The sequence below is a fragment of the Pandoraea terrae genome (assembly GCF_902459695.1).
Lineage (GTDB): Bacteria > Pseudomonadota > Gammaproteobacteria > Burkholderiales > Burkholderiaceae > Pandoraea > Pandoraea terrae.
In genome coordinates this window covers 42260-60215 of the sequence record NZ_CABPRZ010000016.1, presented here as the reverse complement: position 1 = coordinate 60215, position 17956 = coordinate 42260, and the positions used below count along the sequence as shown (strand labels likewise).

The following is a 17956-nucleotide window of genomic DNA, read 5'->3' as shown; positions in this document are numbered from 1 at the left end:
GTTGAATCCGCAGTCAGGAGCGTACACTGCCATTTAGCCGTTTCAGCGGCAGGTGCCAAGTCGCCTTACAATGCTCTGGTCCGTGATCGATTAGCCTTCCTACTTCGCTAACACGCAGAAGGTGCCCCTAAATATGTCGTTGGTACTCTACGGTCATCCTTTCTCCTCATACACACAAAAAGTGCTTATCGCGCTGTATGAGAACAGCATCCCCCATGAGTTGCGCTGTATTGAGCCTGACGCGCCACAGCACACGGCCGAGTGGCTACAACGCTGGCCGCTGCGCAAGTTTCCGCTGCTGGCGGATGGCGAACGCAGTGTCGCCGAGACCAGCATCATCATCGAGTACTTGCAGCTCGTATATCCCGGACCGGTGCGGCTCCTGCCGGCGGATCCGATGGCCGCACTTGACGTGCGCTTCCTCGACCGCTTCTTCGACCTGCATGTGATGAGCCCGGTTCAGCATGCGGTAAGCGGCGCGCTGACGGGGGATCCTGTGAAGCACAAGGAAGGGCTGGCGCTTGCGGTGGAAAAGTTGGAGCGCGCTTATGCCTGGCTCGAAACGCAGCTTGCCGGCAAGACCTGGGCGTCGGGCACGGACTTCACGCTTGCGGACTGCGCAGCCGCACCCTCGCTCTTCTACGCGGACTGGACGCATCGGATTTCCGAGGCCTATCCCGCGTTGCGCGCATACCGCGCGAGCTTACTTGCCCGCCCGTCCTTCGCCCGGGCCGTGGAGGAAGCCCGCCCGTACCGCGCGTACTTTCCCCTGGGAGCGCCTGGTCGAGACTAGGAATGCGGCATAAACCGTTGCTCGACAGCTCAGGTACCGGGCATCCGCGCTGCATGCGGCAGCACACGGACGGGCACCGAGTCATCGCGGCCTCGCAGGCGTGCAGCAAGTTGTGCCAGTCCGGCGGCCGAAAGGCCCGCATGGTGGAACACCTCATCCGAGACGATCGCCTCGCAGCCGATCTCTTTGGTTAGCGCCTGAAGCCTCGAGGCCACATTCAACGGGTCACCCAGCGCGGTGAACGTCACGTGCTCACGAAAGCCGATCTCACCCATGATCGCGTAGCCACAATGCACGCCAATGCCAAACCGGATTGGCTGTTGCAACTGCTGCTCAAGCGCTTTGTTCAACGCTTCGATGTTGCCCGCTATCAGTGGCACCGCGCTGAGCGCCTGGCGACAAGCCGTGGCCGGTTCGGTATGTAGACCGAAGATCGCGAGAACCGCGTCTCCGAGGAACTGGTTTGGCAGGCCGCCCGCCTGTACCACTGCGGCGCAGACTGCGCTCAGGAAACGACTGACGATGAATAGGCTGTCGAATGGCAATCGCGCCGCCGCGAGCTGGGTGGAATCGCGCATGTCCACGAACATGAACGCGGCGAATCGCTCTTGGGGCATGGCGTCCAGCTGGCGCCGCTGCTGAAAGGCTGCGGATGCTGCGGGCGGCACCAGCGGCCACACGGACAGATCGTGGTTCGGACGCAATTGGCACGCGAGGCGCACCGATCGCCAATCAGCGCCCAGCCGCTCCAGCACGCGCAGCTCCGCTTCCGCCGGTGCCGGCAGCGCCACCTCGCTCACCACACGCACCCGGCACAACGTGCATCGGGCGCGGCCACCGCACGTGCTCGCATGGGGAATGCCGGCCATCCGGCTTGCCTCGAGCACCGAAAATCCGAGCGGCACGTAGACCTTTCGCCCGTCCGGATACAGGACACCGAGCCGCCCTCCCCGGCGCTCCCGGACTGTGCGCGCCAGCCGCGCCGCCAGCACCAGCAGCAGCGCGCCACCATCGAAGAGCAGGAAGTCGTTGCGCAGATCGGCGAGCCACAGATTTTGCGCCGCTGTCCCGACGACAGCTGACCGCGTCGCTTCCGCGCGCCAGACCGGATCCTGGGCCAGCGCCATCACTTCCCGGCCACCCTGCAAATAACCCAGCAAGGCAAGCACCGGCAACAGCACGGCGATGCTCAGCAGCACACTCCGCCACGCCCCGAACCATGATTTCAACCGCAACCAGAACCAGATGCCGTAGCACGCATGCAGCCATGCGACCACCAGTAACATCAGCTGCACACGGCCAAAGAACGGCGAGGCAATCCAGAACGAGTACAGCAACTGCGCATAGCCCTTGTTCAAGCCGAACGCTGCGAAGGCGATCCGCGTGTTTGCGAGATGGTTCGCAAGCAGTGGCGGTATGCATAAGCCGAGAACGAGCTGCGCCGCCTCGCTCGGCGTCCAATGCAATGAACGCCGCTCGTACAGCGCCCACAGGCCCAGGAGGAAATGCGTCACCAGCGCACCGTACAGTAACGCCGTGCCAAGCCATCCTTGCCAAATGAATTTCTGCACCAGCAGGTCCCGCTCGAGCCATTCGAGCGAGATATTACCGAGCGAATGGTTCAGCAGATGCGTTCCGACATAGGTCAACAGCACAAGCCCGCTCGCCAGCCGGACAGAGCGCACCCCTGCCGGCCGTAAGCTTCGGAGATATCGAACGCCTGCCATGCTGCCCTCCGCCTAGACTGCGCAGCAACGCTGACATGAGCCCCCTGGGCCCCGCCCACTCGCCAGGGGAAGTCCCGCCACATCGACCGTCGCCTTCCGCCCAAGGTAGCCGATTTTCAATATTGCCATAGGCACGTGGCAATGCATCGGAATACTCGCGCTCGCTTCACTTTATTCCCGGCGCGGCGGCGGCAGCAAAAAAATATCGTGAGAATAAATGCCGGCTGCCGGGAGTTATACAGGTAACAGCACGACCCAACGTTTCCTGGACAGGAGGATGTGATGAACGGGCAAATCAAGCGACGCGATTTTCTCCGCCCGGCCAGGTTGGGCAGCATGGTGTTCGCCCTCCACCTGAGCAGCAACGTAACGAATGCCGGCACTGAGCGAGATTCTGGTTTTGTGGAGCTTTCGCTTCCGCCTCCGGCACCGGTGCCGCTACCCATGCGCGATCCCCTGCCGTGGGGCGAGGCGTATCCCCATTGCGATCCGGGTTGGCGCACCGTGGAACCGGAGCGCAAAAGCGCGGTGTGCGCATGGATGGAAAGCGAAAGCCCGGAAGTCGTTGAGAACACCCACAGAGCAAAAGAGGTGGAACTGCAGTGTGTCCCGTGGAACCCTGACGACGACCAGGTGACGCTCTGATACCCATTTATCTGCAGGCCAATTCTTTTCTGCGTCTGCGATGCATTGCGACCCGACAGGAGGTCATCATGCGATTTGCAAAAAGTGTTATTGCCATCGGCATCGCCCTCGTCACCCTTGCGGGTGCCGGATGTGCACAACTGGATCCCCCGAACGCCGCCTCGCCCATGACGCCCGCCCTGGACAACATTTACTTTGGAACCTGACGTAATCATGCAGGCATCCGAAACTCACTATCACGATGCATTGCCAACCAACCTGCATGCGTTCGAACAAGCGGTGCCGGCGGAGGAAGGTCGCCAAAAGGTGCTCACGAGGAATAAAGCGGGTGTCGCCGCAGTTTAACAAGTGTACGTCGGAAGTATTTGCAAGGACTGTCGACATCCCCGCAACTCACACGACGTCTCACGCTGAAGCGTACCACTTCCAGCGAATACACTTTGGAATACTTATTTACTGTATTGGAGATTGTCATGAAAGCCCTGACTATGATAGCTGCCGCTGCGTTATCGGTTTGTGCAGCGCAAGCGTATGCCGGCGACGCGGATGTTACAACGGCGACATCCAGCAACGGCGCCACGACGACGGCGCAAGCCACCTCGGCACCCACCCAATCCGCCATGCCACGGGCCGGCGATGTGGTTCGCACCGGAAAAACCCGTGAGGAGGTCTATCAAGAATTGATTCGCGCGCAGAAGGACGGCACGATGGAACGCTTGAACGCGCTTTACGGAGGAGGTTGAGCACGGGCTTGCGCCACACCGCCTCGAAATGCCGTGCGTAGTCCGAGCGTCCTGCGCGTACTGCACAGGACGCGCGCCTCATCGCGTCACACTCTACCGTCCACTTGCGTCATGCTGGGCATGACCGGCGCGGGCGCGACTTCCTTCGGCAGCGCCCACGACATCCATTGGGTACGCAGGGCGACCACCAGGGCGAAAGCAAGCGCCGCCAGCCCGCCAAACGTTGCGAAACCCATTTGATAACTGCCCGTGGTTTCTTTTGCGATGCCCATGATCACCGGGAGGTAAAAGCCGCCGATGCCTCCGGCGGCGCCGATAATGCCGGACATCAGGCCGGTCTTGCCCTGCCATCGTTGCGGCACGAGCTGGAACGTGGCGCCGTTGCCCAAGCCGAAGCACACGTAGATGGCCACAAGCAGCGCAATCCCGGCGGCTTGCAGCGGCATCCATGCGGCGAACGCGAAGTCGCAGACGGAAATAGCCGCCAGCAGCAACACCAGCGCGCGCACGCCGGAAATGCGGTCGGCAACCAGCCCGCCTACCGGACGCACCAACGCACCGATGAATGCCAGCAGCGACATGACCAGGCCCGCTTCGATGCGCGGCATTTGATACAGCGAGATCAGCAGCGTAGTGACGTACGACGACATGCCAACGAAACCGCCGAACGTGATGCTGTAGACCAGCATGACCGCCCACGTATCACGCTCGCCCAGCACGCCGCGATAGTGACGCGGCAGTACCGCGATAGCGAGCAACGCACCCAGGAACGGCAGCAGCAGCACACCCGTCTTGCCGGCACCGAATGCGCCGCCATGAACACACAGCACGAGTGCGATCAGCCCGAACACCGTGATGAAGAAGCTCACAAATGCCCGTGATGCGCTGCCCGACTTGACGCCCTGATCCTTGGCCCAGAACACCAGCGCGAGCGCGGCAAGGCCGAGTAGCGGCAGCGCGGCCCCCGCGGCGTGCGCCCAACCATAATGGTCGGCCAACGCGGGGAACATGAAGCCATCGAGCACCGCGCCCACATTACCGGCCGCCGCCAGACCCAGCACCAGCCCCTGCACCTTCGGCGGATAATTGCTGCCCGCCATCGGCAGGGCCACGGCGAAGCTCGCGCCACCCACGCCCAGTAATACGCCCAGTACCAGCAGCAGCGTGTAGGACGGCAAACCCGGCATCAACAGCAGCACCACCGACGGGATCGCCGACAGCGCAATCCCCATCAGCGCGATCCGGCGTCCGTCGTACGCCTGATAGAGATTGCCGAGCGTGACGCGCAAAATCGCGGCACCCAGCACCGGCACCGCAACCAGGAAGCCCAGTTGCGCCGGCGTCATCGTAATATCCTTGCCGATAAACGGTGCCAATGGGCCAAGCATCACCCACACGGTGAAACCCGTGTCGAAGTAAAGGAAACAGGCGAGCAGCGCGCGCCAGTTTCCGCTTTTCAGCGACTGCGATAGCGTTTTCATTAGGCCCTCTTGACGTTAAGTGGTTGGAAGCGGGAAGACTGAGGCGTGCCGAACGACCCGGACGGCGGAGGTTGCGCGCCGCGACTGCGATCAGCGCCGGCGTTCGGAGCACCGTTCGAGTCGACGACGTGGCGGATCAGTTGATCCATTTCCTTGATGATGTCCGCGAGCACCATCGTGATGACAGAGAACTCCTTGCCGTATTGCCCCGCCCGCGCCGCGGAGATGCGGGCATTCAATGCGACGATGTTCGCCTGCATCGAAATGCTGCCCAGGCGCTCCGCGATGTCGGTCTGACGTTTGCGAAGCCCGACCTCGCATTGGTGCATTTCCTGCTGGTAGGCCTGCGTGATGGCCTGCAGCAGTTCAAGCAGCGGCGTGGCCTGTTCCACGAGCGCATCGAGGGATGAGCTTCTCCGCGCGGTGTCGGCCTGCATTGCGTCCATCGCCGTTTTTGTCAGGCCGATGAACTGGCGGATACGCGCATCGGCGCCTCGATGGCCGAAGTACAGGTGCTTCAGGGCATCGGAGAATGCGCCGGGCAAACGATCATTGCCCATCACGAGATCCGAGTGCGCCGACTCGAACATCGACAGGCACGTGCGCGCAACGTCCAACGCAGCGGTGTCGCCCTGCGACGCGAGCAGCATCTGGAGCACGATCCGCTGCGACAGCATGCGCTGCCGTCCGGAAAGGTTGATCAACTCGCCGATGGTCTCGACGGACACTTCGGCCTGGCGTGCTTGTGTGGGCGAAACGTTCATTCGATGCCTTGCAGGTGGTGTCAGCAGGGTTGCACGGATCCGCACGACCAAAAAAAAGCGTCCCGAAGCGATATGCCTGCGAACCGGTCGTTCCTGTTCACAGGCATATCGCCTCGGGACGCCGTTGCCCCGAACGTCCCTTTGCGGGACGTGTCGTCGTGTCTTGCCAATTCGCATCAAGGCCGCCATTGGCCTCGTGCTTGATAAAGCAATAGCCGTGCCACAGCTCACGAGCGTTGCGGCATATGCGGCCGCAATATGGCGTGGCACAGGCGTTTCGACGCAGTCGTGTGACCCGGTGCCGCTCCGTTTCGACGGCATTCGGCTGCCGAAACAACAAGACAGCGATGCTGGAAAATGACGCAAACGGATGGCGCGTCGCACCATTTCCGGGCCAAATGCATCACGACGACGCGTACAGCGCGGTGACACAATCGCACCCGATTCGGTCGTGCTAGGATCAAAAGACGACCACGCAGGAGACGAACATGGCCCACGCTGAGAACACGCACAACGGCTTTACATATTCAGTTCAAACGCTCCCGAAACATGGCGTCGGAGGTGAGGATTTGCAGATATTCGGGTTCCACGGCTTTGTGCTTATCCCGAACGACTCTGATGCTCAGCCCGCCACGCAAATTCCGGTTCAATGCCTTGAGGAAGAGGGCTATCGTCGTGAAGACTGGGCGTTGGATGCTGCCATTGACGAAGCAAAAGCCATCATCGACGGAAAGCGTCCATTGAATGACCCGACAACGCTTCGATAAGGGCCGCTGACGTATGTCGGCCTGAGATGCGCCGCGCGCGGCTTGAGACCGAACGACCCAAACGGGGAAAACTCACCCTGGAGGACTGTCATGCCGACCTACCGATACCGTTGCGAAAAGTGCGGCGAGACGTTCGAGCATGTCGAACATCTCGCTGAGCATGAAACTGCTCATCCGCAATGCCCCAAGTGCGGAAGCAAGCAGGTTCACCACATACCCACGCCATTTGTCGCGAAGACGTCGAGAAAGAGCTGAAATTTGCCCAGCATCAACGCATTTTTTGGGGCGGGTGATCAACCGAGGACAAAAAAGCCCGGCACGAAGCCGGGCTCCTCTGTCTCTGCCGCAACCCGGCAAACGACCGCGGCGGGAAGTCGGCAGACCTCCCGCGCGACCGAAAATGCGGGTTGCGTTCCGGACAGCGCCGCTATCAGGCCTCCGCTTTCTTTGCGGCGCGACGCGCTTCGGTGGCCTCATGCGCCATGACGGCGGTCTGCTCAACGGTCATCTCAAGGGCCTGCCTGGCGGCCGTTTGCACGCGTTCGTGCGCGCTGCTGGCGGCGTCGAGGGCCGACTTCACCATCGCCGCGACCGCCTCGGATCCCGCCGGTGCGTGGGCGCAAACGCTGTCGATCCAGGCATGCACTTGCCGGAAGCTCTCGGACAGGTGGGTTTCCGAAACGTTGTCGACGGCCAGTCGGGTGCTCGATGCGATCTCGAACAGGTGACGGCTGTATGCCAGCATTTCCTCCGCGGCCTGCCGTACCGCGCCGACCTGGAGCGTCGCCAGTTCTTGCGGCGCCCTGACCGACAGCGCCTGCTGCGTGTGGGACGCGTTGTCCTCCAGCGTCGACTTGACGGCTTGCACGTTAAGCTTGACCAGTTGTTCGACGCTCTCGAAAACCTTGGTGCTCAGGCCCAGCAGCGTTTCAACATTGGCCCTGTAGGCCGCGGTAGCTTGGTCCAGGCTGAAAAACGACATATGTTCTCCTTTCATGATCATTGCATGTGCTGACCGCCATTGATGGCGATATTTGCCCCGGTCACGTAAGCAGCATCTTCCGAGCACAGGTAGGCCACCAGCGCGGCCACTTCCTCGGGTTTGCCCAGGCGCCCGACCGGGATCTGCGGAATGATTTTGGTATCGAGGATATCCTGCGGGACGGCGGTGACCATCCTGGTCGCAAGATAGCCCGGCGCGACAGTGTTGACGGTCACCCCTTTGCGCGCGACCTCGAGCGCCAGGGATTTGGCGAATCCGTGCATGCCGGCCTTGGCTGCCGCATAGTTGGTCTGCCCGAAAGCCCCCTTGGCGCCGTTGACGGACGAGATATTGATGATCCGCCCCCAGCCGCGCTCCACCATGCCCTCACACACCGGCTTGGTCATGTTGAAAACCGAGTCGAGATTGGTGCGCATCAAAACGTCCCAATCGATCTTGCCCATCTTCTTGAGCGTCATGTCTCGGGTGATACCGGCGTTGTTCACCAGGATATCGACAGGCCCGACCTCCGCCTGGATTTTGGCCACGCAGTGCTGGCAGTCATCGTAGTCCGCCACATCCACTGCGTAAGCGCGGAACTGTCTGCCTTGCGCATCCATGCCGGACAGCCAGTCGTTGACGTGGTCGTTGCCGCGAGAATGCGTCACTACCACGTGATATCCGCTGTCATGCAGCCGCACGCTGATGGCCTCTCCCAGTCCACCCATGCCGCCGGTAACAAGCGCGAGTCGCTTCGTCATACATCGTCTCCAAATGACAAATATGTATCTGCTTACATGGCCGCATGCCCCACTGGGCGACTTTTTGTATTTTTTTGCAGAAGACTCGCCACCGGTTCGGGAGCCTGTCCTATGCGTTTGTGGAAAATGGATCGCCCATCTTGCCAAGCGGCCGACCATCAATCTGACGTCGCTTTGTTAAATGCACATGACAGAGCGCGCATTAATCCGCTTTTCCGTGGAACCACAAGGATGATTGGGTTAGGTACTTGCTTATTTATTTACACATTTCGTTACAATTTTATTCCTATACCTTCCCCGACTGATAACAACACTTTGGATAACTATATATAACCGTGCTGTGTTCGAGGCGTTGGTGCGTGGCGTTTTCGGCACAGTCGAGATTGCGCGCTACCCGCTCGCAGAAGCTGCACGTGCGCATGCAGACATTGCCGCGCTGCGCGGCACCGGCACCGGCACAGCAATTCTCGTTCCCTGAACCGACGGCAGGCGGCACGGCTTCCGCGTGCCACGCTGGAGTGGGTGGTGATCCACGAAGCGCGTAAAATGGGGAGCATGGTTCTGTGCAAGGAGGAGCCATGCCTACCCCCTCCGAATCAAAATGGCGGCTTCGTGGCGTGCGGGTCGTGCACGCCGGCGAGCTCGATCTCAACACACCCCAGACACCCGGCATGAATCGCGCGGCGGCGATTACGAACGCCCGCGCCGGCGCGGAGAAACTTTGGGCGGGCACTGTGGTGATCCATCCCAAAGCCAAGACCGGCGCCCATCACCACGGGGCGCTCGAAAGTGTGATTTACGTTGTCACCGGGCGGGCACGGATGAGGTGGGGCGATCGGCTCGAGTTCACCGCCGAAGCCGGTCCCGGCGACTTCATTTATGTGCCGCCTTACGTACCGCATCAGGAAATCAACGCCAGTGATGACGAACCGTTATCGTGCGTCGTGGTGCGCAGCGGCCAGGAGCCCGTGGTGGTGAATCTGGATTTGCCCAATGAGGAACCCAATCCGGAACAAGTGCATTGGGTTGACAATATTCATCCGGAGCCGAAGGCGTAGTCCAGTGGCTAGCCGAGCGGCATCACGCTGGTGAGCAATGTACTCACCAGCCCCGCTTGGCGCGTGACGCCTGTTTTGATGAAGATGACGCGCAAATAGGCTCGCGCGGTATTCGCGCTGATGCCAAGTGCGCTGGCGGCGTCCTCCACTGACGAGCCGTCGGCCAATCGCACGGCCAGGGCGGCCTCGGACGCCGTCAGATTGAACAGTTTGCGCGCCACGTCATGCGAGGGTGCTCCCCGGCAATCCGGATCCCGAAGGAATACTGCGCATGCTGGCCGCCACTGGGCCCTCGTCTGCCGTTCGTCCCTCGGCATCCCGCGAATCAATAGCCCCAATTTTGGATTGCCCGAGGGACGGGCGATGGACATGGCTTCAACCACGTCGGACGCACTGCCGCGCGGCGCAACGGGCAGGAGCACGCGCTGGAGCAACTCGCCAAATCGGCGCTGCGCTTGCGCACAGGAAAACGCAAGCGTCCCGCCCGTTCGCCAAATGCCGTCGGCATCACTCAGGATGTTGTCAGCAGCGACGTTGGTTTTCAGAATCTTCCCGGCGTCATCGAGCATGATCATGCCCGCCGGGAGACGATTCACCAAGCCCTCGCAGATCGAGCGTTCCGTGCCCGCGAAACCCAGCCTCAAATGCAAATCGACTGCGCGTTTCAGATGCGGCACCAGCACAGTGCTCACGGCTTCGTCCTGCACCGTAAAATCAGGTGCGTCATGACCCCGGCAAAGGCGGATCCGGCATCCGACACCACAGGTGGTCCGGATATCCGCCCCGAGGATATAGCGGACGTCGAGCGGGCGCAGGTACTGTTTGTATAGTTTGCCGTCGAGCCACGCTTTCGCCCCGAGGAACTTGTCCGCGGTCGTAAAGCGATCCGCCGGCAATCCGACAAACGGATCCAGCGCGTGATCATGTGAGTGATTTGATGCCGTAGGCAATGAACAGGCACCGGCTTCGGACACATTGATCATGACGCCCGGCCAGCCTCCGAGGGGAGGATGCAGGATCAGTGTTGCGTGCCGGGCGCGCAACATCACACGAATGGTCTCAAGTGCCCCGCGCCAGGGTGACGACTCCAGCGGCGCTTGGTAAATCTTCTCCAGAAGTGCGCTGAACTGCGGTGAACTGAGCGCCGCCAGCCCGAATACCGGCAGGCTCACGTGCTGTCGAGTCGCAGCTTCCAACATACGTCGTCTCCTGGTACTGATGCGCCACGGCCCCGCATGCCCCTTCAAGACCTGGCGCCGTCGACGGCGTCTTCGGCGGGCCTCAGGTGCACGCGTTGATCAGTTGCATCGCCAACCGCTCGATAAACTGATCATCGGGCCTTTGTTTGAGGAAAATGATGACCGTAACGATGGGCGCGATCATCATCGTCACCAGCATCTCGGCGTCATGCTTCGGGTCAATCTCTCCCCGGGCCTGTGCTTCCAGTATCGGCCGCTGGAAGTAGGTCATGACGGGCGCCCAATGCGCCACGACCATTTCGCGAAACTCGGCGTTATTGGCCGACGCGAGAAGTGTGTTCATCGCAATTTCGACCGGATCGTTGAGAAAGTCCCGCAAGGCCAGGGCCATACGCGCAATGTCGATCCGCCAGTCGCCTGAGAACTGGACGTCGATTCGCGAGTTGTGCTCGCTTAGCGCTTCAGCAATCAGCGCGGTTCTGTCGGGCCAGCGACGATGGATCGTCGTGCGGTGGACGTTGGACAGCCGCGCCACTTCCTGCAATTCAAAGTCAACACGGCCTTTCTCGATGAGGCCCAGCACTGTCGTTGCAACGGCCTTGCGGACTTCCTCGGTTCGCCCCCCCGGTCTCACTTGGCCAGGACCATTTTTTACACTCATGTGGATCGCACTCATGTATTTGTTTGAACCCGGCATCATAGCTTGAGGCGACGGCTCCTTATCGCTCGCATCCCATTAATGCATCTGATGATGCGTTAATGGGATGCTATCAGATCTTGCCAAATTTGTCTCGCAGCCGTGCATTGGCAAGTGTCGCTGCGAAGCGGCCGACGGCATCGCATGACGCCGCTGGCCGCTTCGCGCGGCCCGCTTACGCGTCCAGGGCTACCACGGCCGAGATTTCGACCAGCACGTCGGGGCTTGCCAACGCCTGCACGCCGACCATCGTGAAAGCATGGGCCGGAAACGGCTCACCCTCCAGGGCGCTCGACAACGCGGTGACGAATTGTTCGGCCACCTCGGGCGTGAGGTTCTTCAGGTAGACCGTGCTGCTCACAATCTGATGTACCGTCGCGCCGGCAGCTTCCACGGCGGTCTTCAGGTGCTTCAAAGCCTCCGTCGACTGCATGTGATAGCTGCTGCCGCCCACGACCTCGAACTGCGCATTGCATGCCGTCTGGCCAGCGACAAACGCGAGGCGGCTGCCCGCGGCGACGACGACCTGGCTGAGCCCAGGGAAACTGAGCAGGCCGGCCGGGTTCAAATGTTGAATTGTCATCAGGGAAATTCCTTCAAGCAAGTTGGAGCCGGTCGATAATTCTCGCGGCAGGGATCATGAGGTGACGGGTCTTGAGTTCGAACAGTCGCGGGAACGACACCGGCTGCGGCGTCTCGAGCGGCAGCACGCACTTGTCGAGACAGTCGCTCGCAAGCGCGTGCGCCAGGCTCATGCCGAGTTGCGGCCCCATGACGTTGCCCCACGTTCCGAGGTTCATGAGGGCAAGCACGCCGTCGTCTACTTCGTACAGCTTCGGAAAATCCGCGTGGTAGACGGACGACGAACTCGCCGTCATGCCGGTCCAGTACGCACCCAGCTCAATCTTGACGTCGCGCGTTTGCGGATAGAGGCGGTGCAAGTGGCGCAGGAAATAACCGAAGTACGTTTTCGCGTCGTGCGCACGCCCGGGATGAGGAATGGTCGCGGTAACGAGACGATTGCGGCCGTCGACGACCCATGGATAAAGTCCGGTCGGATAGTGCGTCATGGCAACGCGGGCCGGGTTGACGACATCGAGCAGCGCCGCCGGCAATGGCTCGGTCGCCATGGCACAGGCCACGAGCGGAAAATTGGTACGGGACAGTTCGGGAAAAAACGTGTTGCCGACGTGCCCGTTCGTGCAGATGACCACCCGTTGTGCAAGCACGCTACCGGTTTCGGTGCGCACACGCCATCTCCGGCCCTCAGGCTGGCATGCAATCACCGGCGAATCACCGTACACTCGCGCGCCAAGCCGGACAGCCGCCGCCACCATCCCGTGGGTAAAGAGAAACGGGTTGACGTGTCCGCCCTCGCGCCAGTGAAGGCCGTAATGGTATTTTTCCGTGCCGAGCAGATCGCGTAGCGCCGGCGTCGTCACCACGTCGACGTCGTAGCCGAACGCCTTCCACTGCGCGGCCTTGCGTGCAAGCGCCGCCTGAGGGCGATACGCGGCCTCCACCATGCCGGTTTTCGCGGCATCGCCATCGATCCCGTGTCTCTTGCACAGATCGAACACAATGTCGCGATGTTCGATGAAGAACGCGACGAAACGGCTGGCACGGTCGCCCCACGACCGCAGCGCGTCCAGGTCGTCAAGAAATGTCTGGACATGCCCGGCGTTGCGCCCGGATGCGCCGTTTCCAGGCTGACGCGCCTCGAGCGTCACCACGCTCATGCCGCGCTCTGCCAGGTGCAGCGTGAGCGACGCCCCCGCCAGTCCCGCGCCAATCACAACGACGTCGGCCTGCGCGTCATCGCAGAGCGGGCCATACGTCGCCAACCGCTCCTGCGGCGGCCACCCGCTATGCTCAATGGAGACGGCGCCCGCTTCATAGTCGGCAGGCGCAGCCGTCAGGTACGAGCGCCTCATGCGGCCACCTCACGGACGGGCGTGACCCGCAGCAGGAAGATTGGCACGAGGGCGACTGCCATCAGCGCAGCGCAAAGCACGAGTGCGATCGTGTAGGTATGCGTGGCGTCGACGAGGTAGCCGAGCGCCTCGGGGCTAAAGGCCGAACCCACGCCGGACACCAGGTTACCGATGCCGAGCAGGCTCCCGAAATTGCGCTGGCCCATGGATTCGGCCAACAGGAGCGGCGAGAGCTGGTTCGCGAGATTGAACGTGCTGCCCCAAATCAGCGAGAAAAGCGCAATCGCAGCCATGCCCAGGGCACGGTCGTGCGCCGCGAGCAGGCAGAGGATGCCGCCGGCGCTGGCCGTCGTGCCGATCAGCAGTACCGTCTTCGCGCCCCAGCGATTGCTGAGCGCGCCGAACAGGAAGTTGCCCACGAACGCCGACGCGCCGACTGCGGCATAGATCGCCGCCGCGTGCTCTGCCGAATAGCCTGTCGACATCAGGTACGGCACCAGAGCGATGTACACGCCGAGGCTGCTCAGCGTGATCAACAGCATCATCGCGATCCACAGCCAGTAGCGCGGCATGCGCAGCGCTTCGGCGATATCGTGGCCGTCGAGCAGCGACGCGTCCGGCGTTGCCGCGTGCGCCGTGGCACGCGTGGCCGGCATGCGGGCGACCCACAGCAGGAGCGGCACGCAGGTCAGCGCAACGAACATGCCGATGGTCTCCATCGCATAACGCCATCCGAATGCGTTCGTGGCGTGCGTGACCAGCATCGGGAAGATGATCGCGCCAACTGCCGCGCCCGCGAGCAGGATGCCGAACGCCAGGCCTTGGCGGTTCGGCGCGATCCAGTGCGAGCTGAGCATGATGGCCGGCACGTAGGTCGAAGCCCCCACGCCGACACCCGCCACGCCCAGGGCGACGGTAAGCACCGTAATATCGGGACTATGCGCGGCGATCAGGTAGCCGATGGCTGTCAGGATGGCGCCACCGGTCATGATCGGACGCGGCGAAACGCGATCGAGCAGCCAGCCCGCGGCCGGCATCGCCAGCGTCATGGTGAGGAGGAACACCGTCGCCAGGCGGGCGACCTGCTCGTTCGAGCACTGGAATGCCTGCATGATCGGCGGCGCGAATACGCTGAGGGCATTCAGGGTGGTGCCAAAACTGATGCACAACACGACTGCCAAACCAACGACCACGATCCAGCCACTGCGCGGATGGGAATGGGTCAATATCTTCATGTTTTCGACTTACGTTGAGGTGATCGACAACAAGCGCGGCGGCACCACGGAAGCGCTCCGGGGTGCCGCCGCGCACTGCACCGCTTACTTGCCTGCGCCGCGAATCGAGTCGGGCGAGTAGTACGACTCCACGGTTTTTGCGTTCGGCGTCAGCGCGGGCATCGGTCCTTCGTTGGTGAGACGGTCCGCGTAATAGGCGCCGGAAACCAAATCGTGGTAGAAGGTCGCGGTCGCATAAAAGTCCTTCGCGTCGTACGCATAGATGGACGCGAGGAAGTTCGTGCGCCACAACGTGCCGCGTGCATCGAAGTTGTCGGCAGCCACCGCGTTCCAGGTGTCTTCATCGATGTACAGGACCCGTTTCGCGTACTGATGGCGAAAGCCTTCCTTGAGCGTTGCCTGCAGAACCCACACGCGATGCGGCTCGAAGCGCATGTAGTCCATGTTTTCGTGCCCCTTCGTCAGCAGCGACGCGTACTTGATCTTCGAGTCCATCAGCTTGTAGTTGTTGTACGGCACATACATTTCCCGTTTGCCGACAATCTTCCAGTCATAGCGCTGGCCCGAGCCGTTGAAAAGCCGGTCGTCGTCGACAGTGCGAAAGCCGCCCGGCCCTTGCGGTTGGTCGAAGCCGAACTCCGGTGCCTGGCGTACGCGCCGCGTCCCGGGGTTATATACCCAAGTGCGTCGATTGTCCGTGACCTCCTGGTCCCACATCTCGTAGCCCGTAATGATCGTGCCGCGATCCGACAGGGGCAGCATGGTCGTTTGGCGGAAGAAGCTCTTGCTGTTCAGCGGGTTCTTCGGGTCGAACACGTCGGCGCCCAACGGCGAGAAGATGGTGTACTGCGTCTTTCCCCAGACGGCGTTGCCGTTCGGATAGACGACCGCCTGATCGTAGATCGCATCTTCGGCCATGAGGGTGGATGCGAAACGCAAGTCCCACATCAATTCAACCCCCGTCTTGGGAATCGGAAACGGCGCCAACGGCGGGAAGTCGCGCAGGCCATTCTGGTCCCCGGTCATGGTCGTGCGCCCGGCCCAAGTGCGAATCGCCTTGTACTTGCTCTCGGGCAGGCGGAAGTCGCGGTGGCTGGGATACACGGACATCTTGAACGTGTCCGGGAAGCGCTTGAACATCGCCTTGGCGCCCTCGGTCAGCTTCGACTCGTATTGGTGCATGTTCTGCGCGGTGATCACGGCCAGCGGCTTCTCGCTCGCGTACGGGTCCGGGTAGCGATCGCCCGGCGTGTAGGCCAAGCCCGGCGGCGCGCCGAGGAACTTGCCGGTCCACGCGGGGATGGACCCGTCGGCATTGCCGGCGCGCTCTGCGCCCATGGGCGTGAGCGGCCCGTCCAGTTGCTTGACCTCCTCCGGACTGAGCTTGGCGAAAGCCGCGATGGCGAACGTGGCGCTGGCGACCAATGCAAAGGCGCGCAGCGTGGGGCAAAGCATGTGTTTCATTTCGGAACTCCTTTATCAGAATGAATACGTCGCCGTGGCGAGCACGTAGTCGCGGTCGGCGAGCGGGCGAGTCACCGGGTTCGCAGTCCCCAGATACTTCGCGTAGACGAGACCGAGCTTCAGGTTGCTCATATAGGTGAATGTCAGGCCTGCGGACAGCTGCGTGTCGCCCACGCCGGTCAGCGACCCGAGCGATCCGGCCAGCGACGTGTTACCCGAGAACTGGTGCGAGTAGGTCAGCGGGACATCGAGATCCCAGCCATCGAACACATTCTTGTAGCTGAGTGTCCAGTTGATCGCGTAGGCCGCCGCGCCGCGCGTATTGGTCAGCTCGGTCGAGCCCTGCAGCGGCGTGAAGCCGGTGACGTGAACGTACGAGATTTCGCCCACAAGCGACTGCGAGGCCGCGAGGAACGTCGGCCCGACCGTGTAGATGGCCGACAGGTTGCTTTGCCAGACATTGCCGCGCGTGGGCAGCGGTCCGTCCCCCGTGTTGAGCAGCACCGCCGCGCCGTTGCGGTATGACGTCTCGCCGGCAACGTTGATGCCGCCCAGGTCGGTCGAGAAGCTGGCCCCGGTCAGCGCAATATTGGTGAAGTACTGCTGCTGGTATTGCAGCGTGGGGAAGAAGCTCGTGATGACGTTCGGGCTCGTGTCGTTATAGTGCAGGTGGTAGAAGCCGAACTCGGTGCCCTGCTCTGCACGCCAGCGTGTGCCCACGCCCCACTGGTTACGATTCTTCGGAAGGATGTCGGGACCGCGGGGAATCTGCATGCCTCCGGGGCCGATCATGAACGGCGAGCCGGGACCGATGATGTCCGCATAGCTGAAGTACCCGCCCTGCGGCACAAGCTCGTTGGGGCGAAACTGGAACTGGTAGTACCCGAGCACGCTGAAATTCGGCGTCAAATTCCATTGCATCGACAGCTGGGGCGTGGGGAGCAGAATGTCCTTGACTTCCGCGCCGGCGACATACCCCTTCACTGCATCCGCCGGCCCCTGGGCGGCTGCGATGTTCCCGAAAAAGAGGCTCTCGCCCCACGCAACGACCTGTTCGCCGAGCTTGACGTTCAGCTCTGTGCTGCCGAGCTTGAACGTGTCATACGCATAGGCCGAGAGCAGCTTGGTGCGCCCGCCGAGGTAACGCCGCGCGGTCGGCGTGAACTCGTTGAACGGCCCGGGCTGGTTGACCGTGTCCGGCGCATTGTTGTAGTTCGAACGGTGATAGACCTGATCGTAGAACGAACTGACGCGCGTGAAGAACCCCAGGTCGCCGTGCTTGAGATCGCCCTCGGCGAGCAGGTTCACCTGGTTCTGGATCAGACTTCCCTTCTTGAAATTGCGATTGCCATCGTCACCGTTGATGTTGTCCGGCGTGAGCAACGCGTCGCTCGGCGACCGCGTGCGCAAGCCGATGCCGTAGCCAACCGTCACGTGATAGTCGAGCGTGGTGTCCGCCCCGAGGTTGATCGTGTCTCCGGCCCATGCGGGCATGGCCGCGGCGGCCATCGCCGTTGCCAGTACCGTCTTGCGCCACTGCACGCGTGGCCCGCCCAACCCAAGTCGCTGCATGTACATCGCTTCCCCTCCAGTGAGTGCCTACCTGTTAGTTGTTGGCGAAGCGTAGGGGGAGCAAATTACCGCCGAATCGTCAACACGAATTACTGGGATTCCCTAATACATCATGAGTTGCATTTGTGGGAGCA

Annotated in this window: 19 protein-coding genes; 7 read left to right on the top strand and 12 right to left on the bottom strand. The window is 61.8% G+C overall.

Features of this window, described 5'->3' with window-relative positions; genetic code table 11:
• Positions 1-133 precede the first annotated feature (133 nt).
• Positions 134-793, top strand: a complete 660-nt coding sequence (locus tag PTE30175_RS18075; RefSeq protein ID WP_150698456.1) for a glutathione S-transferase family protein — start codon at positions 134-136, stop codon at positions 791-793.
• 29 nt (positions 794-822) lie between these two features.
• On the opposite strand, the gene PTE30175_RS18070 is transcribed toward PTE30175_RS18075, so the two are convergent.
• Entirely contained in the window at positions 823-2520 is a 1698-nt protein-coding gene (locus tag PTE30175_RS18070) for an adenylate/guanylate cyclase domain-containing protein (protein ID WP_150698455.1), read from the bottom strand.
• A 282-nt stretch (positions 2521-2802) separates the two neighbouring features.
• Here PTE30175_RS18070 and PTE30175_RS18065 point away from each other — a divergent pair, with 282 nt between their 5' ends.
• The 3 genes from PTE30175_RS18065 to PTE30175_RS18060 all read left to right on the top strand — a co-directional run bounded on the left by PTE30175_RS18065 (position 2803) and on the right by PTE30175_RS18060 (position 3908).
• On the top strand, positions 2803-3165 hold the full coding sequence (locus PTE30175_RS18065) for a hypothetical protein (protein ID WP_150698454.1): 363 nt from the start codon (positions 2803-2805) through the stop codon (positions 3163-3165).
• A 68-nt stretch (positions 3166-3233) separates the two neighbouring features.
• The gene (locus tag PTE30175_RS28285) at positions 3234-3371 is read left to right on the top strand and encodes a hypothetical protein (protein WP_191629125.1); all 138 of its coding nucleotides are present in this window, start codon (positions 3234-3236) and stop codon (positions 3369-3371) included.
• A 267-nt stretch (positions 3372-3638) separates the two neighbouring features.
• Positions 3639-3908 (top strand): DUF4148 domain-containing protein, encoded by a 270-nt coding sequence (locus tag PTE30175_RS18060; protein WP_150698453.1) that lies wholly within the window; start codon positions 3639-3641, stop codon positions 3906-3908.
• A gap of 86 nt (positions 3909-3994) precedes the next feature.
• Here the strand turns inward: PTE30175_RS18060 and PTE30175_RS18055 are convergent, their stop codons facing one another.
• Both PTE30175_RS18055 and PTE30175_RS18050 read right to left on the bottom strand, forming a co-directional pair.
• Entirely contained in the window at positions 3995-5389 is a 1395-nt protein-coding gene (locus tag PTE30175_RS18055) for an MFS transporter (RefSeq protein ID WP_150698452.1), read from the bottom strand.
• Positions 5389-6153, bottom strand: a complete 765-nt coding sequence (locus tag PTE30175_RS18050) for a methyl-accepting chemotaxis protein (RefSeq protein ID WP_150698518.1) — start codon at positions 6151-6153, stop codon at positions 5389-5391. The genes PTE30175_RS18055 and PTE30175_RS18050 overlap by 1 nt, the downstream gene beginning before the upstream one ends.
• A gap of 488 nt (positions 6154-6641) precedes the next feature.
• Here PTE30175_RS18050 and PTE30175_RS18045 point away from each other — a divergent pair, with 488 nt between their 5' ends.
• Positions 6642-6920 (top strand): hypothetical protein, encoded by a 279-nt coding sequence (locus PTE30175_RS18045; RefSeq protein ID WP_150698451.1) that lies wholly within the window; start codon positions 6642-6644, stop codon positions 6918-6920.
• Positions 6921-7010: 90 nt separating this feature from the next.
• A complete protein-coding gene (locus PTE30175_RS18040; RefSeq protein WP_150698450.1) occupies positions 7011-7175 on the top strand; it encodes an FmdB family zinc ribbon protein in 165 nt (54 codons plus the stop codon).
• 175 nt (positions 7176-7350) lie between these two features.
• On the opposite strand, the gene phaP is transcribed toward PTE30175_RS18040, so the two are convergent.
• Together phaP and phbB are read right to left on the bottom strand one after the other, a co-directional pair.
• Positions 7351-7902, bottom strand: a complete 552-nt coding sequence (phaP, locus tag PTE30175_RS18035) for a TIGR01841 family phasin (RefSeq protein WP_191629124.1) — start codon at positions 7900-7902, stop codon at positions 7351-7353.
• 17 nt (positions 7903-7919) lie between these two features.
• Complete coding sequence (gene phbB, locus PTE30175_RS18030; protein ID WP_150698448.1) at positions 7920-8663, bottom strand: acetoacetyl-CoA reductase; 744 nt, start codon at positions 8661-8663, stop codon at positions 7920-7922.
• 578 nt (positions 8664-9241) lie between these two features.
• Here phbB and PTE30175_RS18025 point away from each other — a divergent pair.
• On the top strand, positions 9242-9721 hold the full coding sequence (locus PTE30175_RS18025; protein WP_150698447.1) for a cupin domain-containing protein: 480 nt from the start codon (positions 9242-9244) through the stop codon (positions 9719-9721).
• An 8-nt stretch (positions 9722-9729) separates the two neighbouring features.
• Here the strand turns inward: PTE30175_RS18025 and PTE30175_RS18020 are convergent, their stop codons facing one another.
• The 7 genes from PTE30175_RS18020 to PTE30175_RS17990 form a co-directional block, all read right to left on the bottom strand.
• The gene (locus PTE30175_RS18020; protein WP_150698446.1) at positions 9730-10920 is read right to left on the bottom strand and encodes a helix-turn-helix transcriptional regulator; all 1191 of its coding nucleotides are present in this window, start codon (positions 10918-10920) and stop codon (positions 9730-9732) included.
• A gap of 82 nt (positions 10921-11002) precedes the next feature.
• The gene (locus PTE30175_RS18015; protein WP_191629123.1) at positions 11003-11596 is read right to left on the bottom strand and encodes a TetR/AcrR family transcriptional regulator C-terminal ligand-binding domain-containing protein; all 594 of its coding nucleotides are present in this window, start codon (positions 11594-11596) and stop codon (positions 11003-11005) included.
• A 196-nt stretch (positions 11597-11792) separates the two neighbouring features.
• Positions 11793-12200, bottom strand: a complete 408-nt coding sequence (locus PTE30175_RS18010) for a RidA family protein (RefSeq protein WP_150698444.1) — start codon at positions 12198-12200, stop codon at positions 11793-11795.
• 13 nt (positions 12201-12213) lie between these two features.
• Positions 12214-13551: an NAD(P)/FAD-dependent oxidoreductase gene (locus PTE30175_RS18005; RefSeq protein WP_150698443.1), complete on the bottom strand. Its 1338-nt coding sequence runs from the start codon at positions 13549-13551 to the stop codon at positions 12214-12216.
• A complete protein-coding gene (locus PTE30175_RS18000; protein ID WP_150698442.1) occupies positions 13548-14786 on the bottom strand; it encodes an MFS transporter in 1239 nt (412 codons plus the stop codon). The genes PTE30175_RS18005 and PTE30175_RS18000 overlap by 4 nt, the downstream gene beginning before the upstream one ends.
• An 84-nt stretch (positions 14787-14870) precedes the next feature.
• Positions 14871-16250, bottom strand: coding sequence for a DUF1329 domain-containing protein (locus PTE30175_RS17995; protein ID WP_150698441.1), 1380 nt, complete (start codon positions 16248-16250; stop codon positions 14871-14873).
• A 15-nt stretch (positions 16251-16265) separates the two neighbouring features.
• Positions 16266-17828, bottom strand: coding sequence for a DUF1302 domain-containing protein (locus PTE30175_RS17990; RefSeq protein ID WP_150698440.1), 1563 nt, complete (start codon positions 17826-17828; stop codon positions 16266-16268).
• Between the last annotated feature and the right edge of the window lie 128 nt (positions 17829-17956).